Below are 24,818 nucleotides of genomic sequence, written 5' to 3' on the forward strand. Positions count from 1 at the left end.
CCAAGTCAACGCCCGCCTGTTCCGCCGAGCCGATCAGTTGCGCCCAGCCATCACGCCGCCGTCGACGTCCCAGATGGCACCCGTCACCCAGCCCGCCTTTTCCGACAGCAGGAAGGTGACCGCCGCAGCCACATCCTCGGGCGTACCGACGCGGCCGATCGGGTGGAAGCCGTTGAAACCCTGCAGCGCGTCCGCGACTTCGGCCTTCGGAATGAAACCCTCGTAGATCGGCGTATGCACCACGGCCGGCGACACCGCGTTGACGCGGATGTGATTCGGCGCCAGTTCCATGGCCAGGTGCTGGGTTAGCGAATGCAGCCCGGCCTTGGCCATGGAATAGACCGACGATGGCGTAGCCGCGATGGCCTGCCTGGCCCACATCGAGCCGATATTGACGATGGCACCGGGCCGGCCCGCCTTGACCAGATTGGCGGCCACGCGTTGTGTAATGAAAAACTGCGCCTTGTTCAGCGCCATGTACTGGTCGTAGTCGGCTTCCTGGTGATCGAGGAAGGGCTTCGGAAAGAACACACCGGCCGCGTTCACGAGAAGATCGATGTCCTGGTGCTGGTCGTCAATGGTCTGCAGCAAGCCGGCCAGCGCCTCGCCGTTGGACAGGTTGGCCACCAGCGCCGTGACCGCGCCCAGCGCCGCCAGATCCTGGCGGGCCTGTTCGGCCTTGTCGGCACGATTGCCGACCACCACCACGCTGCCGCACTGGGTCAGCACGTCGCGGGCAACCTGCAGGCCCATGCCGCTGGTGCCGCCTACGACCAGCAGCTTGCGGCCCCGGAATTGGTTGTTCATGAATGACTCCGTCTAAGTCGATGGTTGTTGAGATGCGATAGCTAAACTATCTGGAGGTCGCTGCCGCCCGTAATGCATGTGGCTGGCTGTAGAGCGCCTTGGACCTAGCCATTCTTTGACATCCTCGCCCCATCCACAAACGAGATAAACTCCGCCGCATTGAAAGAAAATATTTAGTGATGAAGACGCCAGTCCACCTCAATGCACTACGTGCATTCGAAGCCAGTGCCCGGCATCAGAGCTTTTCGATGGCGGCGGCCGAACTCAACGTGACACCGGCGGCGGTCGGGCAACTCGTCAGGACCCTGGAGGAATGGCTGGGTACGCCGCTGTTCCACCGGACGTCTAGTGGTCGCGTCCGCCTGATCCCCACCGAAGCCGCCGAGCGGGCGCTGCCCGACATCCGCGCGGGCTTCGACAGGTTGGTACTGGGCGTGGAGCGTCTGAAGGAAGGCGCGACAAGCGGCGTGCTGACCGTGACCGTCAGCCCGGCCTTCGCGGCCAAATGGCTGTTGCCGCGCGTGGACCGGTTTCAGGCGGCATGGCCCGATACGGACGTGCGGCTGGAAACCAGTCTCAAGCCCGTGGATTTTGTCGCCCAGGGCATCGATATCGGCGTGCGCTACGGCACCGGCACGTGGCCCGGATTGACGGCCGAGAAGCTGATGGACGAGGAGGTCTATCCGGTGTGCTCGCCGGCCTTGCTACGGCAGCGGGCTATCGAGCAGCCGGCCGACCTGGCGCGAGAGATCCTGATCCACGACCTGTCGATGGCGGGGCACGCAGGTTTTCCGGTGTGGGACGCCTGGCTGCGCCGCGCGAAGATTACCGACGCCGCCACCACACGTGGCATGCAGATCAACAACTCGGCAGCGGTCTTGCAGGCAGCCGCCGAAGGGCAGGGCATCGCGCTGGCACGTAGCGTGATGGCCCGTGAGGACATTGCAAGCGGGCGCCTGGTGCGCCTGTTCCCGGAAATCGGCTTCGCGTCGCCGCTGGCCTACTTCATCGTGTACCGGCCCGAGTGCGCCAATCTGCCGAGGCTGGTGGCCTTTCGCGACTGGCTGCTGGAGGAAGCGGCTGGCGCGCAGGCAGTGTTCAGTCCAGCAGATAACGGATAGGAAAGGGGATCCGCATATCGCGGTTGATGCCGCCGAATTTTGCCACGTCGCAGAAATTGGATACCTTTGACTGCGTTGCTCGACGGGCACAATTCGACCCTTAGGGGACAGCGGCACTTCCTCGAAGCTGCCCGACTATCCGAAGCTCGCGCAACTCTGGTGGAAGAACGCGGCCACAGCCGTCACGGAAACGGCGACGCCTGGTGGCGTCGCCGTTTTGCATTGTGCTTTTAGCCTGCAGGAGTTCAGGGCAGCAGATGGGTATCGCCGGCGGCTTGCGGCGGCAGCTTGATGGCCAGCGCCTTGAACTCGCCGTTGGTGGCCATCGACCCCGCGTGGGCCGCGCCCTTCGGAATGATGATCAGGTCGCCTGGGCCAACCTCGCGCTGCTCGTTGCCGAGCCAGAACGTGCCCTTGCCGGCAATGACGTACTGAATCTCGTCGGCGCTGGTGTGGTAGTGCTTCGGCACGTTGCCGGCCTGCACCGCTACCGTGCCGTGCGGCGTTGAGACCAGTCCTTTCGTGCGGAGCGTGCCCATGTTGGGAACTTGCGGCCCGATGTCTTCGTTGCTCATCGCCGCGAGATTGATGATTTGCGGCGCGAGCCCGGCGGGCGGGGTCTGCGCGTGAGCCAGTGGCAGCTCCAGGTGCGCAGCAAGGTAGCCGCAGGCAAACGCGGCAGGCACGGCGAGTAGAGCAGCAAGGCGACGCATTGTTGTTATCTCCCTTTTGATTTTTATTCCCTTTGCGGGGCTCCCGATCATTACACCGCCGTTACGCTTCGATCAAGCGGCGAGGGAGGACTGTCTCAGTAATATTGCAATGCTCTGCACCATCGTTGGGCGGTCGCAACACGCATTCCTGTCGAGTGTCGGCAATCCTCAGGCGAACCGCCATTGCCATCCGCAGCGCCGCGCGGAGAATTCGGCTTCTCGGCGAGACCGATGTAGCGGCACCCGTTAGCGGCGGCGTGGCACGCCGCCCCCAAGCGCCGAGGAAATTTTGAATACTGCCGCTCGTACGGTATTCGCAAAGGATTCCGAATACCGAGCGGTCGGCATGGTCAACGTAACGGCACCGGCGAGTTCGCCAGCGGCGTTGAATACTGGGGCAGAGACACCCCCGAGTTCTGGCACCCGGTCTCCTACAAGCATCGCTATACCTTCTTCGCGCACCCGTTCGTAGACTCCTCCTTCTGCACCCCCGTAAGCCATCAGGACGCGACCACCTGCGCCGCGTCGCGGACGGGTTGAGGCGAGTCGACGCGATACAGGCATAGCCGGAAATCACCTTGGCGTACGTGAAACGCGGCGCTTTCCTTCGTCTCGCGCATGAGTTCTCGCAACGCGGGCATCACGATCTCTTCAAGTGAAAACGAAGCCGAGTGGATGGCATGCAGCCTTGCTACGCCAGGGCCGAGGCTGTGGCTCCCATCGGCCTTTTGCTGAACCAAGCCTCTGTTCTGCACCGACCTTGGTCAACACAAAGCCGCCCGTATCGAGCGTAATTGGCTTGGTGGGCGTGCCGACCGTGAATAAGCGTTACAAACATGCTTGTGGGGTGCTGTGATGACGTGACGACAATCCGACTTTCCCACGTTGCGATCAGGGTTAACTCCATATTAGAGCTGACGCTCTAAGCGGGTCGGAGGTTTCTGCCTGGCGATTGGTGCCGCAGTCAACGAGCTACGTCGATATAGTGGACAATATCAACAATATAAAGTACTATGTCCACCACCATATCGAACAATTCCAAGACAGGAGACACGATGTTCCGCCCATTGCTGTACACGCTCTGCACGGCCGCCTTGCTGGCGGTCAGCCCGGCGCAGGCCGCCTTTCCGGACAAGCCGATCGTGCTGGTGGTGCCGTTCGCGGCCGGCGGTCCGGCCGACGTCATGGCGCGCACGCTGGCCAAGTCGATGGGCGGCCGCCTGGGCCAGCCGATCGTCGTGGAAAACCGCCCCGGCGCGGGCGGGCTGGTCGGCATCTCCGCCGTCACGCGTGCCACGGCCGACGGCTACACATTGGGCATGGCCGGCACTGGCGCCATGGTCTACGCGCCGTTCATCTCGCCGAAGATGCCGTTCGATCCGATCAAGGACGTGACCTATCTGAGCACGATGGTCAGCACGCCCAACCTGCTGGTGGTCAACGCGAATTCGCCATTCAAGACGGTGGCTGAACTGCAGGCCGCCGCCAAGCGTGAGCCGGACAAGTTCACGGTGGCATCGGCCGGCGTAGGCAGCAGCACCCACGTGGTGGGCGCGCTGTTCCAGCGCGAGGCGGGCATCCGTCTGCGCCACGTGCCGTACAAGGGCGGCGCCCCGGCCGTGCAGGACCTGATGGGCGGCCAGGTGGACATGTTCATCGCCGAAGTGCCGGCCGTGGCGCACCTGATCAAGTCCGGCAAGCTGCGCGGGCTGCTGGTGACCGATTCCAAGCGCCTGGCTGCGCTGCCCGACGTGCCTACCGCCGCCGAAGCCGGCTTGCCGAAGGTGCTGGCTGCCGGCGCATACGGCATCGTGGCGCCGCGCGGGCTGCCCGACGATGTGGCGCGCAAGATCGTCGACGCCGTCACGGGCGCCTTGCGCACCCATGAAGTTGTGGAGAAATTCGCCGAGCAGGGCGGCGTGGCGCAAGCGAGCACGCCCGACGCCTATCGCGCGCTGATCAAGTCCGAGCAGGGCCGCTGGGGCCCGATCATCAAGGCGGCAGGCATCACGGCGGAATAATCGCCAATCGCCGGTTTTTTTGGCGCCAAGGCGCCTCGTACAGGAATCAGAACATGAGTATCAAGACGCGAATCACCGAGTTGCTTGGGATTCGCTATCCCATCGTCCAGGCCGGCATGAGCTGGGCGTCGTCGAGTTCGCTGCTGGCCGGGGCGGTGTCCAAGGCCGGTGGCCTGGGCGTGATCGCGGCCGGCCCGATGCGGCCCGAAGACCTGCGCCGCGCGATCAGCGAGGTGCGCGAGATGACCGACGCGCCGTTCGCGGTCAACGTGGCGCTCTATAACAAGCGCGCAGCGGAACACCTGCAGATCGTGCTGGACGAAGGGGTGCCGATCCTGATCGCATCGCAGGGCAGTCCGCGCGAGCATATCGCCCGCTTCCAGGCGGCCGGGGTCAAGTGGCTCCACGTGGTGGCGCATCCCGAGCATGCCCGCAAGGCGGCAGCGGCCGGCGTGGATGGGCTGGTTGTGGTCGGCGGCGAGGCTGGCGGACATCCGCCGCCCAGCGGCACCAGCACGCTGGTGCTGGTCCGGCTGATTGCGCGCGCCGTGGATCTGCCGATCATTGCCGGCGGCGGCGTGGCCGATGGCGCGGGCGTGGCAGCCATGCTGTGCCTGGGCGCCGATGCCGTCCAGATGGGCACGCGATTCCTGCTGACGCCTGAAGCGTCACTGCACGACGCCTACAAGTACAAGGTGCTGGCCGCCGGCGTGGGCGACACCACGCTGGTTGGCTGGCGCGGCCTGCCGATTCGCGCGGTGCGTAACGCGTTCACCGACGAATACGAAGCGGCCGAACGTGCCGGCCAGCCGCGCGAGGCGCTGGAAGCGCTGTTCGGCAGCCGCTCGCTGAAGATGGCCGCGCTCGACGGCGACGTGGACCAGGGCAAGGTCGAGGCGGGGCAGAGCGCCGCGCTGGTCGACGAACTGGTGCCGGCCGCCACGCTGGTGGAACAGATTGCGGCGGAAACGCGCGAAGCGCTGGCCCGCATGACCCAACTGAACGGATAAAGACATGAACGAACTGCTGATCGAAGACGTCGGCCACGTACGCGTGCTGCGCATGAACCGCCCGGAAAAGCGCAACGCCCTGAACAACGCCCTGACGCGCGGGCTGGTCGACGCGCTGGCCGCCGCCGAAATGGACGACGCGGTGCACGTGGTGGTGCTGACCGGCAACGGCTCGGCCTTCTGCGCCGGTGCCGATATCACCGAATTCAAGGACCTGACGCCGGACCAGATGGGCCGCGTGGAAGAACGCGCCGAGCTGACCATGCAGCTTCACCTGAGCGTGTCGCGCATGAGCAAGCCCGTGATTGCCGCCGTCAACGGCTTCGCGATGGGTGGCGGCGCGGGCCTGGCCATCGCCTGCGACCTGGCGCTGGCGGCGCGCTCCGCACGCTTTGGTTATCCGGAAGTGAAGCACGGCATCGTCGCCGCCATCGTGCTGCCAAACCTGACGCGCCAGATCGGCCGCAAGGCAGCATTCCACATGGTGGCCACGGGCGAGTCGGTCGATGCCGAGCGCGCCGTGGAAATGGGCCTGGCCAACGCCGTGCATGACGACGACGTGCTGATGGACGAAACCATGAAGCTGGCGAGCCATCTTGCAGGTGTGAGCCGCGCCGCCATGGCCACGACCAAGCAGACCTTTCACCAGGTGGTGGACCTGCCGCTGGCGCGCGGGCTGGAAATCGGCCGCGAAGCCAACAAGCGCATGCGCAGCTTTGTGCGGACCGAGCGGTAGGGCGCCATGACCAAGCCACTCGAACACATCACGATCCTGGATCTGTCGCGCGTGCTGGCCTGCCCGTTCGCGTCGATGATCCTGGCGGAAATGGGCGCCACGGTGATCAAGGTGGAACAGCCCGGCACCGGCGACGAGACGCGCAGCTTCGAACCGCGCGTGGAGGCCAAGGCGGGCAGCGATGGCGGCAGCGAGAGCGCCTACTACATGGCGTTCAACCGCAGCAAGCAGTCGATCACCGTGAACCTGCGCAGCGAAGCGGGGCAGCAGATCGTGCGCGACCTGGCTGCCGGCGTCGACGTGGTGATCGAGAACTTCCCGGTGGGCACGCTCAAGCGCTACGGCCTGGGTCCCGACACGCTGCGCGAGATCAATCCGAAACTGGTCTATCTGTCCTGCACCGGCTTCGGCCAGACCGGCCCGTACGCGCCGCGCAAGGGCTATGACACCGTGTTCCAGGCCATGGGCGGCATCATGAGCCTGACCGGCGAACGCGACGGCGGCCCGGTCAAGCCCGGCCTGCCGGTGGCGGACCTAACCTCCGGCCTGTGGGCCGCGATTGCGGTGCTGTCGGCATTGCAGGGGCGCAGCGCGACGGGGCAGGGCTGCCATATCGATCTGTCGATGTTCGACGCGCAAGTCAACCTGCTGACGCTGGCCGCCGCCCGCTGGTTCGCACTGGAAGAAGTACCGCCGCGCATGGGCACCGAGCATCCGGGACGCGTGCCGTCGGCCAGCTTCCAGGCCGCCTGCGGCCGCTGGCTGCATATCACCGCCAGCGACCAGCACTGGGAGCCGCTGTGCCGGGTGCTGAAGCTCGAAGCGTGGGGCGCCGATCCGGAACTGCAGACCAATATGGGCCGCGTGCGCCGGCGCGATGAAGTGATGCAGCGACTGACCGAGGCCATCGCAACGCAAGACCGCGACGCGCTGTGCGATGCCATGGACGCTGCCAGCGTGCCGGCCGGCCCGATCAAGTCGGTGGACGAGGTGCTGTCAGACCCGCACGTCAAGGCGCGCGGCATGGTCGGCGAATTCGACCATCCTGTCATCGGCACCTTTCCGGCGCTGCCCGTGCCGTTGCGCTTCGACGGTTGGGACAACCCCGTCGTCGGCCGGCCGCCGCTGCTGGGCGAGCATACGGCCCAGGTACTCAAGGACCGGCTGGGCCTGGACGCCGCGCGCGTGCAGGCGCTGCGCGAAGCCAAGGCCATCTAGATTGCAGTCAACGCAAGCCAACACCCATGATTGAATCGAACCAACCGGGCGAACAGCCTGCGGTGCTCTACACGGTCGACGGCGGCATCGCCACGATCACCCTGAACCGGCCCGACAGCCGCAACGCGCTGAACCTGGCGATGTGCGAGGGGCTGCAGGCCGCGGCCACGGCAGCGCGCCAGGACCCCGAGGTGCGCGTGGTGCTGATCCGCGCCGCAGGGCCGGTGTTCTGCGCCGGCGCCGACCTGAAGGAACGCAAGACGATGGACGAGGCCCAGGTGCTGGCCCGTCGCATGCGCGGTTTCTTTGCCTACGAGGCCATCGAAAGCCTGCCGATGCCGGTCATCGCGGAAGTGGCTGGCGCCGCCGCGGGCTCGGGCGTGGAAATCACCGCCGCCTGCGACTTCGCGGTGGCCACGACGGACGCCTCGTTCTGGACGCCCGAGGCGCAATGGGGCACCGTCGGTGCCACCCAGCGGCTTGCGCGCATCGTCGGCAAGCGGTTGGCCAAGGACATGATGTTCACGGGCCGCCGGTTGACGGCGGCCGAAGCGCTGGACGTGGGCCTGGTCACGCGCGTGGTGTCTGCCGACGCGCTGGAACGCGTGGTAGCCGAGATGGCAGCCACCGTCGCCAAGGCGCCGCCGCTGGGCATGCGCCTGGCCAAGCGCTGTATCGACCGGGGCATCGAACTGGGACCGCGCGGCGCGCTGGCCGAAGAACTGCTGGCCATCGACGAGAACCTGGCGGGCTCTGACTGGCGCGCTGGCATCGGCGCATTCGGAGGCAGCAAATGACCTGGCAACCTCGTACCCTGGCCACGGTGCTGGCGCAACAGGCCGGCCTGCGTGGCCAGCAACGCGCGCTGGTGACGCCCGACGGCGACACCACGTGGGCCGAACTCGAATCCCAGGCGCGCCGCGTGGCGAAGGCGCTGCTGGCTCGCGGCGTGCAACGCGGCGACTTCGTCGGCCTGCTGTGCAGCAATGACGATCACTGGGTGGCCAGTTTCTACGGCGCCGCCATGATCGGTGCGGTCACGGTGCCCGTGAACACGCGCTTCAAGGCCGCCGAGATCGAGTACTGCCTGCGTCAGTCCGACGTGCGGCTGCTGATCCTGGTCGACCGCTTCCTCAAGATCGATTTCATGGGCTTTCTCCGCGAGGCGGAGCCCGCTGTCGATGGCACGCTGCCGGGCCAGATCCTGCCGCAGCTTGACGATGTGGTGGTCGTGGGCGACGACGTGCCGCGTGCCGGACTGGCCTGGGAAGCGTTCCTGGCGGGCGGCGACGCCTTGCCGGACGCCATGCTGGCCCAGGCGATGGCGGCCGTGACGCCCGACGACCTGCTGCTGATCCAGTTCACATCCGGCACCACCGCGCATCCGAAGGGCGTGATGCTCACGCACGACAACATGCTGCGCAATGCGTCGGCGGTGGGTGAGCGGCTGGGTATCGGCCCGCTCGACTGCTATTTCAACTGCCGGCCGTTCTTCCATGTGGCGGGCTCCACGCTGTCGCTGCTGTGCGCGCTGTGCGCCGGCGCCAGTATCGCCACGCTGCCGACATTTGAAGCCGGCGCCGCGCTGGAGATGCTGGAGCGGGAACGCTGCACGTTCATCTCCGGCAACGAGACGCTGTTCCAACTGCTGATCTCGCACGCGTCGTTCGACCGCTCGCGGCTGCATCTGCGCGGCGGCTGGGCGGCGGCGGGCCCGGACACCATGCAGCGCATCATCGACCAGATGGGCATCGAGCGGATCTGCTGGGCCTATGGCCTTTCGGAAGCGTCGCCGAACGTGGTGCTGAACGACTGGCGCGATGACGTGGCGCTGCGCGTGGGCGGCTTTGCGCTGCCGCATGACGGCGTGTCGGTGCGAATCGTCGACGAGGCGTCGGGCGAAACCTGCGCCACCGGCGAGGTGGGCGAGATCCAGGTGCATGGCTGGGGCGTGATGCGCGGCTACTACAAGCAGTCCGAAGCCAATGCCAAGGTCTTTACCGCCGATGGCTGGCTGCGCACTGGCGACCTTGGCGCGTTGCGTGCCGACGGTCGCCTGCGTCTGGTTGGCCGGCTGAAGGACGTATTTCGCGTGGGCGGCGAGAACGTGGCGCCCGCCGAGGTGGAGCAGGTGCTGCTGTCGCACCCGGCCGTGGCCACGGCGCAGGTGGTGGGTGTGCCCGACGCGCGTCTGGGTGAGGTGCCGGCGGCATTCGTCACGATCAAGCCGGGCATGTCGCTGGAAGCCGAAGCGCTGCTGGCGTGGGCCAAGCCGCGCATGGCGAATTTCCGCATGCCGCGCTATGCCGAGGTGGTCAGCGATTTCGAGCGCATCGGCATGACGGCGAGCGGCAAGGTGCAGAAGAACAAGCTGCGCGAGCACGCCATCGCGTTGTTCAACCTGGCGAGCCAGTAACGTCTTGAACCGGACATACCCATGAACCCCGTCATGAACCCTGAAGTCGTGCTGTGCGAATGCTTTGCCCGCGACGGGCTGCAGCACGAACCCGACTTTGTGCCGACCGAAACCAAGGTGGCGCTGGTTGACCGCTTCGCGGCCATCGGCTTTCCGCGCGTGGAAGCCACGTCGTACTCGAACCCCAAGGTGGTGCCGCAGTTTGCCGATGCCACCGACGTACTGCGGTCGCTGCCCCGGCGCGAAGGCGCAATGTACAAGGCAACCTGCGCCAACGTGCGCGCCGTCGAGCGTGCGCTGGCCGACCTGGAGGCCGGCATCGGCGCCAGCGAGGTGAGCCTGCTGGTGTCGGCATCGGCATCGCATTCCGAGCGCAACCTGAAGCGCAGCCGGGCCGACCAGTGGGACAACGTGCGCGCCATGGCTGACGCCGCGCGCGGCCACTTCCGCATGGTCGGGACGATTTCCGTGGCGTTCGGCTGCCCGTTCGAAGGCCATGTCGACCCGCAGGAAGTGCTGCGCGACGTGGGACGGTTCCGCGATCTTGGTGTGGGGCTGGTCACGCTGGGCGACACCACGGGCATGGCGACGCCCGAGACCACGCGTGCGCTGTTCCGCGCCATGCGCAAGGACTTTCCGGACGTCACGCCGATTGCGCATTTCCACGACACGCGCGGCACGGGGCTGGTCAACTATGTGGCGGCGCTGGAAGCCGGCGTCACGCATTTCGATTGCGCGATGGGCGGCGTGGGCGGGCATCCGGCCAAGGTCCAGTACGGCGGCGGGCATACCGGCAATGTGTGTACCGAGGACTGGGTGGCGTTGCTCGACGCGATGGGCGTGCGGACCGGCATCGACCTGGACGCCATGCTGGAGGCCGCGCGGGAATGTGAAGCAGTGCTGGGCCGGCCGCTGCACAGCCGGGTGCTGCGCAGCGGGCTGAATCCGTTGCGGGCGCTGCCGCGCGCCGCCTGAGCCAGGCGTCTTAGCCGGGCGCCTCAGCCGCCGACGAGCTGGTTGAGGCGCTGGACCAGCGTGCGGATCTCGTCGAGATCCAGCGCGCCGCCGTGGTGTTCCGCTGCGGCGCTGCCTGAAGGCGGCGTGGGGACGATGTCTTCCTCGGTGTCCTCGCCCGCCGCCGCGCGCTTTTCCTCGTCGAGCACATCGCGTGCGCTGGCGGTAATCATCGACAGCATGTCCATCAGCTGCTTGCGCTGGTCGGCATCGAGCGGACGCAGCAGCCGTTCGTTACGCGCGTTGGCGTCGACAATCACCTTGCGGTAGAGCGCGTCGCCGGCCTTGGTCAGGCTCAGCAGCACCGCGCGTGCATCGGTGTCGCTGCGCTCGCTGACGATCAGGCCGCGCTCGATCAACCCCGATACCGTGCGGCTGGCGTAGCTCTTGTCCAGCGCGGCCCGGCGCGCCAGTTCCTTGAGCGAAAGCGGGGCGTGCGCGCCCAGCATGCCGATCGAGCGCCATTCCAGCAGCGTCAGCCCGAACTTGCGCTGCACGCGCAGCGACGCGCTGGCGGCGGACAAGCCCGCAAGGTTGTGCAGGCGCGAGGAAAGCAGGTCGGTAATGATTCGCGGCGCGGCGCTCGTGCCGCTTTTTGCTGCGCTTCTTGTTGCGCTCATTGGCAAGCGTCCCGTTAGTTGTTTCTGTCAACGATTCTAGCTGGATTGTCATCTGGAGGCGACACTTCATGCGCCCTTCATGCGTCCATATTGTTGACGATGTCCATCATGTGCTTTACATTCGCAACCAATATCAACAAGAGCAGCAACAAGAGAAGGAGAGGAGACAGCATGGACCGTAGTGCAGCAGCAATCGTCGACGCGAAGGGTGGGCCGACGTCATGAAGAAGATTTCCACTTTCGGCGCGATGCTGGCGATGGCCGGCGCCGCGCATGCGCAAACCTCGATCACGCTGTACGGCCTGATCGACACCGCCGTCGCCTACCAGTCGCATCAGGTGGCATCGACCAACGCCGCAGGACGTGCCACCAGCAGCGGCGGCACGGTGGGCATCGCGCCCGGCTTCTTCAACGGATCGCGCTGGGGGATCCTGGGCAGCGAAGACCTGGGCGGCGGCACCTCGGCGGTGTTCCGGCTGGAGTCAGGCTTCAGCCCCGATACCGGCGTGTCGTTGCAGGGCGCACGGCTGTTCGGACGGCAGGCTTGGGTCGGGCTGAATGCCGACTATGGCCAGATCACGCTCGGCCGCCAGTACAGCGTGCCGTTCGACATCCTGCTGCCGTTCGATACGATCGGCTGGGGCAATACCGGCGCCAGCGACGTGTGGGTGCAGTTGCTGGAAGGCTCGCGCCTCGACAACTCGGTCAAGTACCAGCAGAACATCGGCCCGGTGAAGGTCGAGGCGGCGTACTCGTTCGGCGAGTTCGCGGGCGCTGCCTCGTCGGGTTCCACCTACGCGGCAGGCGTGGGCTATTCCCAAGGCGCATTGGGCCTGGGCCTGGTTGGCCAGCAGGCGCGTGATCCGGCCAGGAACAAGCAGACCAACGCCGGCGTGGGCGCATCGTATGTGTTCGGCCCCGTGACGCTGCACAGCTTCTACCTGTACACGCGTCGCGACGGCGCGTTCGCACCGTCCACCAGCCAGGACTTCGCGCCCACCTACGGCACCAACGCCCAGTTCTACGCCAACCCTGGCATCACCAACATTGGCGCCAGCACGGCGGATAGAACCGACCACGTGTTCCAGTTCGGCACCACGTACCAGGTGACTTCGGCCGTGGTGGTCAAGGCGGCGGCAATCTATGACACCGCCAAGAACGTCAACGCGGCAGGCCAGAGCGGACACAAGCTGACCGCCTACCTGGTTGGCGACTATTTCTTCTCGAAGCGCACCGACACCTACCTGGCTGCCACCTACAACAAGGTCAGCACCAGCATGAACGGCCCGTACGGCGGCCATGACGACAGCGTCGGCGTGTTCCTGGGGATGCGCCACCGTTTCTGATTTCTTGCCAGGGTAGTGACGTAGTACTGACGGCGCCATTTATATGGCGCCGTTTTTTTATGGTTCGACGCGCGGTGTCTGCGCGGCAATGCAAAACCCGAAACTAGGGAAAACCCCCGACAAGCGGGGTTTCAGGACCCGCAATTCCGCCGATATATGGATGCCGCGCCTTAAAAGGCATGGCAATTAAAAATAAGGAGAAGAAGTCCATGCAGCGTAATTTGTCCTTCCCGGGGTCTCTTGCTTTGGCATTGCTGACCTCCGCCGTCCTGGCCGCCTGCGGAGGCGGTGGTGATAGCGGCGAACCGGCCGCGCAATCCACGACGACTACGGCCGGCGCGCCGGGTACAACGGGTACGCCAGGCACGCAGACGCCGGGAGACCCGGCAGCCAAGCCGACCAGCGTCGTGACGCCCGCCTGTTCGGGCTGTGCCGCCGTTGACGCCAATACCTACGCCGGTTCGGGTGTCGGTGTCTGGCAGAGCATGAATGCCACGGCAGGCGCCGTCGACATGCCGATCAGCATCGCCGGCCTGACTGGCCAGGACGTGACGCTCGTCTTCACGAACCAGTCCGGCAGTGTGCAAACCATGCCGACCCTTGCGCTGACGGCTTCGCAGTACCCGACGGTGGCCGCGAGTGTCCTTCGGATGGACGACGGCGGCGCCGCCGCCAAGGCCCGCATCGCCGATTTCAACCGCGACGGCTGGGCCGCCCAGGCGGGCGCCCGGGGTACCGCTGTCAGCCGCTCGACGTTTGGCGCCACGCCGCCGCTGCGTGCCGCCTACAGCGTGGGCGCCACGCGTACCTGGTATCACGAGGACGACAGCCTGCGCTCGACCACGCTGGTCCGCACTGATACGACCTCCGACGGCACGGTGGTTAACTTCTGGGTCGAGGATACCGAGAACGATCCGGCCAAGGTCAGCCCGTCTATCGTCAACACGCTGGAAGCGGGCTTCGTGCCGGCCGGCAAGATCTATGACCTGCTCAAGCAGACCGGCGGCCCGGTGTGGGGGCCTCATGGGTACACCAACCTGATCAGTGGTGCCGTGGCGCAGCCGATCGACATCGTGATCCTGAACTTCGACAACAACGCCACGCCGTTCGGCATGGTCGGCTACTTCTATAGCCGCAATGCGCTTACGGTCGCCGCCAATCCGCTCAGCAACCAGTCGGTGTCGCTGTACCTGGACGCCGAAACGCTGTACATGGGCGGCCCCACGGCCATGAAGTCGATGCTGCTGACGATGGCGCACGAAGGCATGCACATGCAGAACTTCTACCGCCGCGGCGTATCGAACGATCCGGCCTACGCCTTTGATACGTGGCTGGAAGAAGGCACGGCGATGATGATGGAGGACTTCGCGAGCCAGTCGATCGACCCGACCTACAACGCGATCCGCGATGTGCGCTTCCCCGACTACATCAGCTACAAGGCCGGTTCGTATAACTGCAGCCTGCTGACCTGGGATCCGTTCGGTGCGGCATGCGACAGCTATTCGGTGTCGGGCTCGCTGGGCGGCTTCCTGGACCGGCAGCTTGGCCTGGGCTTCTACAAGCACCTGCTGACCAACGTCTCCAGCACCGACTCGGTGGCAGTGCTCGATTCGTCGATCCGTGCAACCGTGCCGACCTCCAGCCTTGGCGAGCAACTGCGCCGCTTTGCCGCCACGTCGGGTGCGCTGATGAAGGCGCCGAGCCCCACGGGCTTTGGCTTCCCGGCCCGCGCGGAAGGTGGCTTCACGCTGCCGGTGATCGATCCGCAGGGGCTGCTGTCCAGCCGCACGCTGACGCAGACCGTGCCGTCGACGCTCCAGCCTTACGCCAGCCTGCCGGTGGTACGCAAGGCCGTGAACGGGACCTATGCCGAGACCGTCAAGGTGCCGGCTAACTCCACGCTGTCGGTCGTGATTCAATAAGACCCCGGGGCGGCTTCGGCCGCCCGTTCCGTTTTATCCTGAGAGCAACATGCAGAACATCGTACTGTCCGTACTGGTTGCGCTGGGCCTGGTGGCCTGCGCGGGCGCAGCAACGGAACCGCAGATCCAGACGCTGGTGGGCGAGATTCACATCAAGGGTAACGAGCCATTCCCGACCGTCATGCTGGAAACCGCCACCCATGACACCTGGGAACTGGTGGGAATGCCGATTAGCGAGGCGCGCCCGCTGGTTGGCCGTCAGGCGACGGTAGAGGGCGTCGTCGTCAAGGCGCCAGGACCCGGCGTGTGGTTGCCGTCCATCCGGATTCAGGGGACGCCGCGACTCTCCCAACCGTAATTTCGATCTTCAAGGTAGGGCAGTGCCGCTGACCCCTTGCGGCAAATGGCCTAAATACTGTATGTTTATACAGTATGCAAATCCCAGGCACCGCGCCGCATCGGCGACGGCTTCCCAATACCTTGAAAATGATTGCCATGTCCCAAGACGACGCCGCCCTTCTGGAAGAAGACGTTTCTCTAATCCATGAGCCTCGGCTCTGGCGAGACAAAGGGTGGACGGCAAAGGTAATCAAGAACGAAGACGGGGACGGCTGGGCCGTCGAGATGATTCGCGACGGCAGTTCCGAGCCGGCCCTTGTCGGGCCCTGGACGATGGGCCGAAACAAGGTCGATCCGAAACCGCTAGACGCCACCGCCCACCAGACCCTGGTGAAAACGGCCTCGGAAGTCATCCGCCGGCACGAGCAGCAAATGCACGCGCGACTCAACAAGGAAGTTTCCATCCTGACCGCATCGCAGGTCGTGAAAGTCAAACTGGCCATCACGCCGGACGAATTCGAACCGTTTGGCACGCTGACGGCCATCGACCAATTCGGGGAAGTTCTGGCAAGCATCACCGTGCAACCGGATTTTCGATTGACGACGGAAAGCGCGAGCAAATGGGCCGATGGTGGATTTGGTCAGATCCGGCAGTAGGCGCCTGGTAAATGAAGCCCACTGACGGGCATTCCGCTTTCGCGACTCCACCTGCCGAATCCATGCTGCCTTCCGCCGACTCTTCCCGCGCGAATCGCCAGTCCCGTAGCCTGCCGACCCCAGAGCCCCTCGCTCGAAGACACGTGCTGGCCACGCTGTCGAGCCGTTTCTTCATCCGGTGTCACGCGGGGCTGATCGCCCTGTGGGCATTGTCGGTTGGCGTGATGTCCAGCAAGCTGCTTTGGATGGCGGGAATCGAATCGCTGCCGGTGCGTTACGGTCTTGCCACGTTGGCCGCGTACGGGGGCTTCCTGCTCGGCGTGCGGTGCTGGCTTGCCTACGTCGGCCTTTCGCGCTATCTGCAGGAGCGACACGGGCCGTCCGATTCCTCCGTCGACCCGTCGGATCTGTTCGAAATTCCATTGAAAGGCGGCAGCGCTCATCCCACGCCGGTCTCGGGGTACGGCGGCACTTTCGATGGTGGTGGGGCCTCCGCGAACTTCACGCTCAAAGGCACCGGAGTCCTGGGAGAGACCGATACCGACGGTAGCGGTGCCCTTGATGCGCTCGGAGATGCCGGCGACGCCCTGGGATTTCTCGTGCTGGTGTTTTCCCTGCTCCTGGCGGCGGCGCTGGGGGCGTTCTATATGGCGAGCCAAGGGCCCGTGCTGCTGGCGGAAGTCGCGTTCGAGGCGCTGCTGGCCGGCGGCATGCTCAAGGTTGCACGGCGTGTGGATCAAGCAAACTGGTTACTCGCAGCTTTTCGGAGCACCGTCGTGGCGGCATTGGTCGTCTGCGTGATGGCGGTGGGGCTGGGTTTCGCCCTGCAACATTGGTTTCCCGGCAAGCAGAGCCTGATGCAGGTACTGCACAGCAAGTAATCAGAAAACGGTGACACCCTGCTGCTCAACTCTCAGGGTCATATCCAAACTCGCGTAGTTCCTGCGCGCAGCGGCAAGCCTTGGCGATCTTCGCCGCCCACAGGGTGGCGGCTTCCCGCGACGGGAGCTCCAGGACACAGAAGCCGCCGTCGAACTCCCGGGTCTCGGGGTAGGTTTCGTTTGTCACTGCGCCGTCCGGGGCAACCATGAGCGGTGCGACATCGCCGTTGATGCCGCCGCCAAATACGTACACGCCTGCAGCCTTTGCCTCGCGGATGACCTCGCGCGCAGCTTCGCCAACGGCGGCCAGCTCTTCGGCGGGGACCTTCATCGCGCTTGCCGGAAAGGAGATCAGGTATTTGGTCATGGATTCGAAGCGGCCAGGCCGCCCACTCAGCCCGTCGTCAGCATCCTGACCTTCACCTTCCGGCCCTTCACCTTGCCGTCGTTGAGGCGCTTCATTGCCTCGCGGCCGATGGCGCGGTCCACGGCGATATAGGTCGACATCTCCATCACGCTGATCTTGCCGACCTGTTCCTTGGTGAAGCCGGCCTCGCCGGTCAGTGCGCCGAGGATGTCGCCGGCGCGGATCTTTTCCTTGCGGCCACCCAGCATCTGCAGCGTGACCATCGGCGGCAGCAGGCGCGTGCCACCGGCCGGCGTCAGCTCGGTCAGGGCGTGCCACTCGAATTCGCCGCCATGGTGCTGTTCGATATTACCCACGCGGCCCATTTCGTCCATGCTGACCAGGCTGAAGGCCCAGCCTGCCTCGCCTGCGCGTCCGGTACGGCCCACGCGATGCACATGCACCTCGGGGTCGGGCGTCACGTCCACGTTGATCACGGCTTCCAGTTGGGCGATGTCCAGGCCGCGCGCGGCCACGTCGGTGGCCACCAGTACCGAGCAGCTCCGGTTGGCAAACTGCACCAGCACCTGGTCGCGCTCGCGCTGATCCAGATCGCCATGCAATGCCAGCGCGGCGTAGCCCTGCGCATTGAGCAGGTCCACCAGATCGCGGCAACGCGCCTTGGTATTGCAGAAGGCGAGGCTGGTGCCCGGGCGGAAATGGTCGAGCAGCAGGCCCACGGCATTGAGCCGGTTGCCTTCTTCTACCTCGTAGAAGCGCTGCGTGATGGTGGCGGCGTCATGCGACTCCTCCACCTTCACCGTCTTCGGCTGGCGCAGGAAGCGATGGGCCAGCTTGTCGATGGCGGCCGGATAGGTGGCCGAGAACAGCAGCGTCTGGCGGTCCTTGGGTGCGTGGCTGGCGATGAACGAGATGTCGTCATGGAAGCCCATGTCGAGCATGCGGTCGGCTTCATCGAGGACCAGCGTCCGGATCGTGTCGAGATTCAGGCTGCCACGGTCGAGGTGATCGATGATGCGGCCCGGCGTGCCAACAACGACGTGAGCACCGTGCACCAGGCTGTCCACCTGCGGCCGGATCGGCGAGCCGCCGCTGAGCGTCAGGACCTTGACGTTGTCTTCGGCGCGCGCCAGCCGGCGGATTTCCTGGGTGACCTGGTCGGCCAGTTCACGCGTGGGGCAGAGCACCATGGCCTGTACGTCGAACGAACGCGCATCCAGGCGGTGCAGCAGCGCCAGCGCGAACGCGGCGGTCTTGCCGCTGCCGGTGCGGGCCTGGGCGATCAGGTCCTGGCCAGCCAGCGCCAGCGGCAGGCTGGCGGCCTGGATCGGCGTCATGGCGTCGTAGCCGAGCTGGACAAGGGTGGCCTGCATGGCCGCGGACAGCGGCAGCGTGGCAAATGGGGTGGGGCTGGAAGAAGTCATGCCGGATTATAGATGCGCGGCCGGGTCTTGCCGCGCTTTCCGGCACGCCGTCATGCAATCTCGACGACCACCTTGGCGCGCGCGGTGCCGGCGCTGACCACTTCGTAGGCCTGCTCCGCCTGCGCCAGCGTGAAGCGGCGCGGATCGACCACCGGCCGCAGCAGTCCGGCTTCCACCAGCCGCGTCGCCTCGCGCATCATCTCGCCATGGTGGGCGCGCAGCTTGCCCGTCAGCAGCGGATACAGCGTGAACACGCCGGAATAGGTGGCTTCGCGGAACGACAGCGGCGCCAACGCATGCGTGCCCCAGCCCAGCGCGCTGACCACATGGCCGAAGTGCCGCACCGCCGCGAACGACGCGTCCAGCGTCGGGCCGCCCACCGTGTCGACGACCAGATCGAAGCCTTCATCCTGGGTATGGGCCGCGACGTACGTCTCAACGGGCTGCGCGCGGTAGTCGATGGGCGTGGCTCCGAGTTCGCGCACCAGGTCCTGATCCTTCGCGCTGGCCGTGGCAAACACAGCGGCGCCCAGCGCACGTGCCAGTTGCACGGCGATATGGCCCACGCCGCCCGCGCCGCCTTGCACCAGCACGGTCTGGCCGGGTTGCAGATGCGCCCGGTCGACGATTCCGGCATAGGCCGTGATGAACGCCAGCGGCAGGGCCGCGGCCTCACGCATGGAGAGGTTCGACGGCTTGCGGGCCAGCAGGTCGGCATCCACGGCGGCGTACTGCGCCAGCGAACCCTGCAGGCCACCCACGCCGCCGGTCATGCCGCAAACCTCGTCGCCCGGTTGGAAAGCGGTGACGCCCGCGCCAACCGCCTCCACCGTGCCCGCCATGTCGATGCCAAGCACCAGCGGCAGCGGATGCTGGGCGTGCGCGGCGGCGCCTGCCCGGATCTTGGTGTCGAGCGGATTCAGGCCGCTGGCGGCAATGCGGACCAGCACCTGTCCGGGGCCGGGTTCGGACTTGGCCAGCGTGGTGGGTTCGAGGGGGCCGTTGTATTGGTTCAGCACCAGCGCCTGCATGGACATGTCGTTTCTCCGGGTTCGATGAGTGGTTGACTGATTGAGTCGGTCGTTGCGCCTGGCTATCTGCACGTCGCGCTTCGTTGGATTCATAATGGCGCATGCGGAATCGCATGGAAATTAACAATATCGAATGGCGGCTAGTCAAAAATGCATGAACAACGACTGGAATGGAGTGACGTGCGCATCTTCCTGGCCATCGCGCGGGCCGGGACGCTGGGTGGCGCTGCCCGAGTGATCGGGCAGACACAACCGACCATGGGCCGGCGCCTCAGGGCGCTGGAAGAATCCGTGGGGCAGGCCCTGTTTCACCGGACCAGCGAAGGATTGGTGCTGACCGAAGAAGGCAGTGCCGTGCTGGTCTATGCCGAACGCATGGAGGAAGAAGCACTTGGGCTGTCCCGGGCGCTTGCCGGGCAGGGCAACACGCTGACCGGCGCGCTGCGTGTCACGTCATCGGACTGGTTCGGCATGCATGTGCTGACGCCGGTGTTTGCCAGCTTTCTGCGGCAGCATCCGGACGTGTCGCTGGAACTGGTGACCGATTCCCGCCAATACAGCCTGGCGCGCCGAGAGGCCGAGCTGGCGTTTCGGATTACGCCGTTCGAGGAACCGGACGTCATCCAGCGCAAGCTCATGCACATGCAATACGCGCTGTACGGCCACCGCGATCTCGTGGCGCCGCGTGCTGGCGATGGTCAGGGCGTGGGGCTGATCAGCATGAACACGGCGTTCGGCACGCTGCCCGACGTGGAATGGGTCGGACGTATGCTGCCCCGGGCTCGCATCGTCTATCGCAGCAACAACCGAGGCGTGCAGGCGCGCATGTGCGCCGAGGGAGGTGGCTTTGCCGTGCTGCCGTGCGCGCTGGGCGATGCCACCCCAGACCTGCGGCGTATCGACCTGGGCGAAGCGCCACCGGGGCGCGATGTCTGGTTTGGCATCCACCGCGACCTGCGCCGGCTGGCGCGCCTGCGGGCCCTGGTGGACCTGACCGTGGCGCGCCTGGGGGAGCCGGAAACCTAGCCGACCTTGATCGCTCTGCCTATATAGAGAATCGGTCCAGTCGGACGGCCGGTCGGGGAGCCTGCCGGGGGTTCAAGCGTAATTTCGAACAACTGGTTGGGCTGCAGCGGCGGCAACTTGTCGATCGGGATATCGAGCCGCTGCCCGGGGCGCACGAGGCCAAGCGAGACCGGACCCGCCCAGTCATCGGCCTTGGTCCAGAACTGCAGGCTGCGGTCGCTTGGCGCCGATTGCGACGCGATGGAAATCAGCGACAGCTTGCGGTCGCTGGACGCCTGGATCAGCCATCCCGGTGTCCGGTCGCGCGGTTCGGACAGGATCACAACGAAGCGCGGGCCTGCCGGGGGCGCGAATGCCTGCCAGCCCAGCAGTACCGCCAGCACGAGCGCGCATGCCGTGGCGCCAAGTGCCAGGCCGCGCCAGAGTGCGAGCTTGCCCCACCATCGGAGCGCCGGGTCGCGGCGGGGCGCGCGCAGGCCAACGCTGGCGGCGATACGGTGCCAGAGCGTGGCCGATGGCTGGACGGGTTCGGCCAGTGCGGTCAGCGGGTCGAGCCGGTTCTCCCAGTCGCGTACGCGGCCGGCGAACACCGCATCCGTCCGCATTCGCTGTTGAATCTCCTCGCGGCGCGATTGCGGCAGCGTGCCCAGGACATACTCGGCGGCAAGCTGGTCCTGTGCATCGCCTGGAGTCCGGTCGTCGGGACCGGGTGTGCCGATGCTCATTGCATGCACTCCTTTAGCGCGCGCAGGCCGCGCCGCATCCACGCCTTGACGGTGCCCAGTGGCGCGCCAAGCCGTTTTGCGATTTCACCTTGCGAGCATCCGTCGAGATACGCCAGCAGGATGCTGTCGCGCTTCGGTACCTCCAGCTCGCCCAGGCATTCGCCCAGGCGTCCCACCAGCACGCGCTGTTCGGCTGCGTCGAACTCGCTGGCGTAGGCCGCCAGCGCTGCCTGGGCGTCAAGCGCCTGCGCCACGTCTTCATCGACTGGTATGGCCCGCAGGCGCCCGCGTACGGTGTTCAACGCCTCGTGCCCGACGATCGAGAACAGCCAGCCGCGCGCCTCGCCGCGGCTGCCGTCGTAGCTGCCGGCGGCGGTCCAGATCTTCAGGAAGGCGTCATGCAGGACATCCTCCGCCGTCTGGCGGTCGCGCACGATACGCAAGGCCACGCCAAGCAGATAGGGTGAGGCGTGGTCGTAGAGGCGCCGCAGCGCCTCCGCGTCACGCTTCTCGCAGCCGGCGATGGCGCCCGCATAGTCGAACAGGTCTTGGATATGCGGCGAGTTGGCACCCAATTGAAGTTCCCGCGTCACGCAGTGGCGATGGCCGCATCATATCCGGACAACGCGCGTTTCAAATGCATCAGGACGCCTTCCAGAACAGATAGTCGGCCTGATAGCCAACGGTCTGCTTCGCGCCCGCATTGGCGCTGGAACACGGCATTGCCGGTGCCACGCCGCCCCGGGTGGCCACGCGCTGGATATAGGTCACCCCATTCATGCTGCCGCTGCCCTGTGCCGGATTGGCCTTGACCAGTTGATGCGGAATGTTGCCGTCGCCACCGGGCGCCACGGCAACCTGCGTGGCGGTCACCTTCGAGCCATCGCTGGATTCCCACGTGGCCGGCGGCCCGTAGTACTTGCCGACCATGGCGCCGCTGCGATCCTTGAGCACTGCGGTCGGGCCGACAAATGCCCATTCATGGTCGGCCGTGGTATTCGCCTTGAGCCGGCATTCGTAGAGCAACTGGCCGCTGCCAACGGTCTGCATGGTCATCTTGTTGCCGGCCGGTACGCGAATGGCGTCGGCAACTGGCGGGGTGGGCGCGGCGGGCATCTGGGATGCGCAGGCGGAAAGGATGGCGGCGGAAGCTGCGGCGAACAGAATGGTGCGAGTCATGGTGGAACTCCCAGGTATCGAGCTATTGAGGTATCGAGCGGGCGTCAATCGATGCAAGCCTCGAAGGCTGCATGAGCTCTACACCCCAGCCATGCAAATGGATGCACCTCGCCGGAAATTTTTTACGGCTTGCAGCTGGACTGTGCCAGGACGAACGCCGCGACATCGTCGCTCACCGGGGACAGCCAGCGCAGCGGGGCGGCAAATACGCCGATCAGAAGCGTATGGGACAGGTGGCCGTATTCGCGATACGTCACCGGAACGCCGGCCGCCTCCAGCTTGTGCGCCATCTGCGCCGAATTGCGCTGCGGGTTCACCAGCTTGTCGCCGGTGTCCACGCCCAGGAATGCGGGCGGGGATGCCCGGGATACGTGGTCGATCGGCTGCGACCCTGCCGGGTAGTCCGGGTGGTGGAATACGGGCCGGGCTTCGGGATTGATGATGGGCAGGAAATCGTAGGGACCGGCCAGGCCGATCCAGCCGCGCAGTGCCGAGGGCGCGATACCTGCGCCCTGCAGCCAGCGTGCGTCGAGCGCCAGCATTGCCGCGTTGTAGCCGCCGGCACTATGGCCCATCACGAATACCTTGTCCGGATCGCCGCGGAAGCCGGCGATGTTCTGCTTGGTCCAGGCCACGGCGCGGGCATTGTCCAGCAGGAAGTCGGGATAGGTTACCTCGGGATAGAGGCGATAGTCGGGAATCACGGTCAGGATGCCGTGCCTTGCCAGGTTCGCCGCCACGAAGGCGTAGTCGGCACGCTCACCGGTGTTCCACGTGCCGCCATAGAAGAACACCACCACGGGCGCCCGGGCGCCACAGGCGGGCTGGCGCGGCACGTAGACATCGAGCCGGCCGCGCGCGCCGTCGGCGTAGACCAAGTTGGGGTGGCGGGTATAGCCGGCGCTGGAGGTCAGCGCGTTCAGGGCGTCCGTGGTGCTGCAGGCGCCCAGCGTAACTACGGAGGCCAGCAGCAAGCCGCGCAGCAGCGGGCGGATCGTCATCACGGCACGGGCGCCGCGAAGCGCCGCTGCAGCCAGCCTACCGGCGGGCCGATGAGCGGCAGCTGCCGCCACAATGCCGCCGCATCCCAGAAGTCACGATGCTCGGCGACGCGGCCGTCGTCGCCAAAGCGCAAATGGGAGCTGCCCGGTATCGAGAACGCATGGCCACGCACCGCACCCTGGAACTGCCAGGTGGCAAAGCCTTCGTCGTGCCCCATCAGGCTGGTAGCGATGACAAATCGCGGGGTGTCGACGGTTGCGAACATGTGGTCGAACACCGCGCGAATTGGGGCATGGCCGCGTACGTCGTTGAAGGGGTCGATAAAGCGTGCTTGCGGCTGGTAGAAGTTGTCGAGCGCGGACAACGATGCCGGGGTGAGCGTGGCGTACCAGTCCAGCAGGGCGGAGAGGGGCGATTGGGTAGCGGGAGAAGCCGTGGCTTGTGTCATGGGGCGTCAGGTGGCTTTCATCAGGCGTTGCAGCAGCGCCAGGCGCAGCCGGTAGGGCAGCATGCTGGCCAGCCGCATGGCACGCGTGAAGCGCGAGGGAAATGCGATCTCGAAGCGTCCGCGCGCCAGCCCGGACAGGATCGCATCGGCGGCGTCCTCGGTGGTCTGCAGCGCCGGCATCGAAAAGTCGTTGCGTTCGGTCAGGCGCGTCTTGACGAATCCTGGATTGACCAGATACACGCCGAGTCCGCGCGGATGCAGTTCCGCATAGAGCAGTTCGGCCAGGTTGATCAGCGCGGCCTTGGTGGGGCCGTAGATGGTGGCATTGGGCAGGCCCATATACCCGGCCACGCTGGCCAGCAGCACCAGGCTGCCGGCATGGCGGGACAGCATCTGCGGCAGCACCGACGCCAGCCCGTAGTAGACGCTGCACAGATTGATGTCGATGGTACGGCGCGCTTCGTCGGCGGTGACTTCCCATGGGCGCAGCGGACGGTAATCCGCCGCGCAGAAGATCACCATGTCCACGTCCTGCCACGCGTTGCGTAGCGCGTCGTGCGCCGTTACCCAGTCCTGCGGACGGCTGGCATCCATCGGCAGGGCGATGCCGAGCGGCTGGCCGTCGATCACGGCGGCCAGCGCATCGGCACGCCGCGCCGACACCGCCACGCGCGCGCCCCGGGCCATCAGCGCGCGGGCCAGCGCCGCACCGATGCCGCTCGATGCCCCCACCAGCCAGACGCGCTGGCCGGTCCAGTCAAGCCATCGGGGGTTCAGGTTCAGACCGTCCATGAT

General features: G+C 66.0%; 28 protein-coding genes. 14 read left to right on the top strand and 14 right to left on the bottom strand.

What is annotated here, in order from left to right; translation table 11 throughout:
* Positions 1-33 precede the first annotated feature (33 nt).
* Entirely contained in the window at positions 34-807 is a 774-nt protein-coding gene (locus tag MFF62_RS23960; protein ID WP_238265618.1) for an SDR family NAD(P)-dependent oxidoreductase, read from the bottom strand.
* A gap of 179 nt (positions 808-986) precedes the next feature.
* Here MFF62_RS23960 and gcvA point away from each other — a divergent pair, with 179 nt between their 5' ends.
* Positions 987-1,928 carry a transcriptional regulator GcvA gene (gcvA, locus tag MFF62_RS23965; protein WP_238265619.1) on the top strand — a complete coding sequence of 314 codons (942 nt, stop codon included), beginning with the start codon at positions 987-989 and terminating at the stop codon, positions 1,926-1,928.
* Positions 1,929-2,173: 245 nt separating this feature from the next.
* Here the strand turns inward: gcvA and MFF62_RS23970 are convergent, their stop codons facing one another.
* The 3 genes from MFF62_RS23970 to MFF62_RS30960 all read right to left on the bottom strand — a co-directional run bounded on the left by MFF62_RS23970 (position 2,174) and on the right by MFF62_RS30960 (position 3,381).
* Positions 2,174-2,641 (bottom strand): cupin domain-containing protein, encoded by a 468-nt coding sequence (locus MFF62_RS23970; protein WP_238265620.1) that lies wholly within the window; start codon positions 2,639-2,641, stop codon positions 2,174-2,176.
* 246 nt (positions 2,642-2,887) lie between these two features.
* Complete coding sequence (locus MFF62_RS30955; RefSeq protein ID WP_404990827.1) at positions 2,888-3,205, bottom strand: IclR family transcriptional regulator domain-containing protein; 318 nt, start codon at positions 3,203-3,205, stop codon at positions 2,888-2,890.
* The gene (locus tag MFF62_RS30960) at positions 3,142-3,381 is read right to left on the bottom strand and encodes an IclR family transcriptional regulator (protein WP_404990829.1); all 240 of its coding nucleotides are present in this window, start codon (positions 3,379-3,381) and stop codon (positions 3,142-3,144) included. Before MFF62_RS30960 ends, MFF62_RS30955 begins: the two co-directional genes overlap by 64 nt.
* 315 nt (positions 3,382-3,696) lie before the next feature.
* Between MFF62_RS30960 and MFF62_RS23980 the strand changes: the two genes are divergently transcribed.
* From MFF62_RS23980 to MFF62_RS24010, 7 genes are read left to right on the top strand one after another with little or no spacing between them, the layout of a single operon-like run.
* The gene (locus MFF62_RS23980) at positions 3,697-4,662 is read left to right on the top strand and encodes a Bug family tripartite tricarboxylate transporter substrate binding protein (protein ID WP_238265621.1); all 966 of its coding nucleotides are present in this window, start codon (positions 3,697-3,699) and stop codon (positions 4,660-4,662) included.
* Between the two features lie 53 nt (positions 4,663-4,715).
* Positions 4,716-5,672 carry an NAD(P)H-dependent flavin oxidoreductase gene (locus tag MFF62_RS23985; RefSeq protein ID WP_238265622.1) on the top strand — a complete coding sequence of 319 codons (957 nt, stop codon included), beginning with the start codon at positions 4,716-4,718 and terminating at the stop codon, positions 5,670-5,672.
* Positions 5,673-5,676: 4 nt separating this feature from the next.
* Complete coding sequence (locus MFF62_RS23990; RefSeq protein ID WP_238265623.1) at positions 5,677-6,408, top strand: enoyl-CoA hydratase/isomerase family protein; 732 nt, start codon at positions 5,677-5,679, stop codon at positions 6,406-6,408.
* Between the two features lie 6 nt (positions 6,409-6,414).
* Positions 6,415-7,626: a CaiB/BaiF CoA transferase family protein gene (locus MFF62_RS23995; protein WP_238265624.1), complete on the top strand. Its 1,212-nt coding sequence runs from the start codon at positions 6,415-6,417 to the stop codon at positions 7,624-7,626.
* A 26-nt stretch (positions 7,627-7,652) separates the two neighbouring features.
* A complete protein-coding gene (locus tag MFF62_RS24000; protein WP_238265625.1) occupies positions 7,653-8,423 on the top strand; it encodes an enoyl-CoA hydratase/isomerase family protein in 771 nt (256 codons plus the stop codon).
* Entirely contained in the window at positions 8,420-10,042 is a 1,623-nt protein-coding gene (locus MFF62_RS24005) for an AMP-binding protein (RefSeq protein WP_238265626.1), read from the top strand. Before MFF62_RS24000 ends, MFF62_RS24005 begins: the two co-directional genes overlap by 4 nt.
* Positions 10,043-10,063: 21 nt before the next feature.
* Positions 10,064-11,017, top strand: a complete 954-nt coding sequence (locus MFF62_RS24010; RefSeq protein ID WP_238265627.1) for a hydroxymethylglutaryl-CoA lyase — start codon at positions 10,064-10,066, stop codon at positions 11,015-11,017.
* 23 nt (positions 11,018-11,040) lie between these two features.
* Here the strand turns inward: MFF62_RS24010 and MFF62_RS24015 are convergent, their stop codons facing one another.
* Positions 11,041-11,676, bottom strand: a complete 636-nt coding sequence (locus tag MFF62_RS24015) for a MarR family winged helix-turn-helix transcriptional regulator (RefSeq protein ID WP_238265628.1) — start codon at positions 11,674-11,676, stop codon at positions 11,041-11,043.
* A 221-nt stretch (positions 11,677-11,897) separates the two neighbouring features.
* On the opposite strand from MFF62_RS24015, the gene MFF62_RS24020 reads away from it, so the two are divergent.
* The 5 genes from MFF62_RS24020 to MFF62_RS24040 all read left to right on the top strand — a co-directional run bounded on the left by MFF62_RS24020 (position 11,898) and on the right by MFF62_RS24040 (position 16,821).
* The gene (locus MFF62_RS24020; RefSeq protein ID WP_238265629.1) at positions 11,898-13,022 is read left to right on the top strand and encodes a porin; all 1,125 of its coding nucleotides are present in this window, start codon (positions 11,898-11,900) and stop codon (positions 13,020-13,022) included.
* Positions 13,023-13,231: 209 nt separating this feature from the next.
* Positions 13,232-14,944 (top strand): M30 family zinc metallopeptidase, encoded by a 1,713-nt coding sequence (locus MFF62_RS24025; RefSeq protein WP_238265630.1) that lies wholly within the window; start codon positions 13,232-13,234, stop codon positions 14,942-14,944.
* Positions 14,945-14,993: 49 nt separating this feature from the next.
* On the top strand, positions 14,994-15,302 hold the full coding sequence (locus tag MFF62_RS24030; protein WP_238265631.1) for a hypothetical protein: 309 nt from the start codon (positions 14,994-14,996) through the stop codon (positions 15,300-15,302).
* Between the two features lie 137 nt (positions 15,303-15,439).
* Entirely contained in the window at positions 15,440-15,940 is a 501-nt protein-coding gene (locus MFF62_RS24035; RefSeq protein ID WP_238265632.1) for a hypothetical protein, read from the top strand.
* A gap of 143 nt (positions 15,941-16,083) precedes the next feature.
* A complete protein-coding gene (locus MFF62_RS24040; protein ID WP_238265633.1) occupies positions 16,084-16,821 on the top strand; it encodes a hypothetical protein in 738 nt (245 codons plus the stop codon).
* Between the two features lie 25 nt (positions 16,822-16,846).
* Here the strand turns inward: MFF62_RS24040 and MFF62_RS24045 are convergent, their stop codons facing one another.
* From MFF62_RS24045 to MFF62_RS24055, 3 genes are read right to left on the bottom strand one after another with little or no spacing between them, the layout of a single operon-like run.
* Complete coding sequence (locus tag MFF62_RS24045; protein ID WP_238265634.1) at positions 16,847-17,188, bottom strand: YciI family protein; 342 nt, start codon at positions 17,186-17,188, stop codon at positions 16,847-16,849.
* Between the two features lie 26 nt (positions 17,189-17,214).
* Positions 17,215-18,612 (bottom strand): ATP-dependent RNA helicase DbpA, encoded by a 1,398-nt coding sequence (gene dbpA / locus MFF62_RS24050; protein ID WP_238265635.1) that lies wholly within the window; start codon positions 18,610-18,612, stop codon positions 17,215-17,217.
* A 50-nt stretch (positions 18,613-18,662) separates the two neighbouring features.
* On the bottom strand, positions 18,663-19,649 hold the full coding sequence (locus tag MFF62_RS24055; RefSeq protein ID WP_238265636.1) for a zinc-dependent alcohol dehydrogenase family protein: 987 nt from the start codon (positions 19,647-19,649) through the stop codon (positions 18,663-18,665).
* Positions 19,650-19,793: 144 nt separating this feature from the next.
* Here MFF62_RS24055 and MFF62_RS24060 point away from each other — a divergent pair, with 144 nt between their 5' ends.
* Positions 19,794-20,669: a LysR family transcriptional regulator gene (locus MFF62_RS24060; protein WP_238265637.1), complete on the top strand. Its 876-nt coding sequence runs from the start codon at positions 19,794-19,796 to the stop codon at positions 20,667-20,669.
* Here the strand turns inward: MFF62_RS24060 and MFF62_RS24065 are convergent.
* The 6 genes from MFF62_RS24065 to MFF62_RS24090 form a co-directional block, all read right to left on the bottom strand.
* Positions 20,666-21,394: an anti-sigma factor gene (locus MFF62_RS24065; RefSeq protein WP_238265638.1), complete on the bottom strand. Its 729-nt coding sequence runs from the start codon at positions 21,392-21,394 to the stop codon at positions 20,666-20,668. The genes MFF62_RS24060 and MFF62_RS24065 overlap by 4 nt on opposite strands.
* On the bottom strand, positions 21,391-21,969 hold the full coding sequence (locus MFF62_RS24070) for a sigma-70 family RNA polymerase sigma factor (protein ID WP_238265639.1): 579 nt from the start codon (positions 21,967-21,969) through the stop codon (positions 21,391-21,393). The genes MFF62_RS24065 and MFF62_RS24070 overlap by 4 nt, the downstream gene beginning before the upstream one ends.
* Before the next feature lie 67 nt (positions 21,970-22,036).
* A complete protein-coding gene (locus MFF62_RS24075) occupies positions 22,037-22,573 on the bottom strand; it encodes a DUF3455 domain-containing protein (protein ID WP_238265640.1) in 537 nt (178 codons plus the stop codon).
* Positions 22,574-22,695: 122 nt separating this feature from the next.
* Positions 22,696-23,574 (bottom strand): alpha/beta hydrolase, encoded by an 879-nt coding sequence (locus tag MFF62_RS24080; protein WP_238265720.1) that lies wholly within the window; start codon positions 23,572-23,574, stop codon positions 22,696-22,698.
* Positions 23,574-24,023 (bottom strand): nuclear transport factor 2 family protein, encoded by a 450-nt coding sequence (locus MFF62_RS24085; RefSeq protein ID WP_238265641.1) that lies wholly within the window; start codon positions 24,021-24,023, stop codon positions 23,574-23,576. Before MFF62_RS24085 ends, MFF62_RS24080 begins: the two co-directional genes overlap by 1 nt.
* A 6-nt stretch (positions 24,024-24,029) precedes the next feature.
* The gene (locus MFF62_RS24090) at positions 24,030-24,815 is read right to left on the bottom strand and encodes an SDR family NAD(P)-dependent oxidoreductase (RefSeq protein WP_238265642.1); all 786 of its coding nucleotides are present in this window, start codon (positions 24,813-24,815) and stop codon (positions 24,030-24,032) included.
* Positions 24,816-24,818 lie beyond the last annotated feature (3 nt).

Origin of the sequence: Cupriavidus pauculus (assembly GCF_022179805.1) — a bacterium.
Taxonomy (GTDB): domain Bacteria; phylum Pseudomonadota; class Gammaproteobacteria; order Burkholderiales; family Burkholderiaceae; genus Cupriavidus; species Cupriavidus pauculus_E.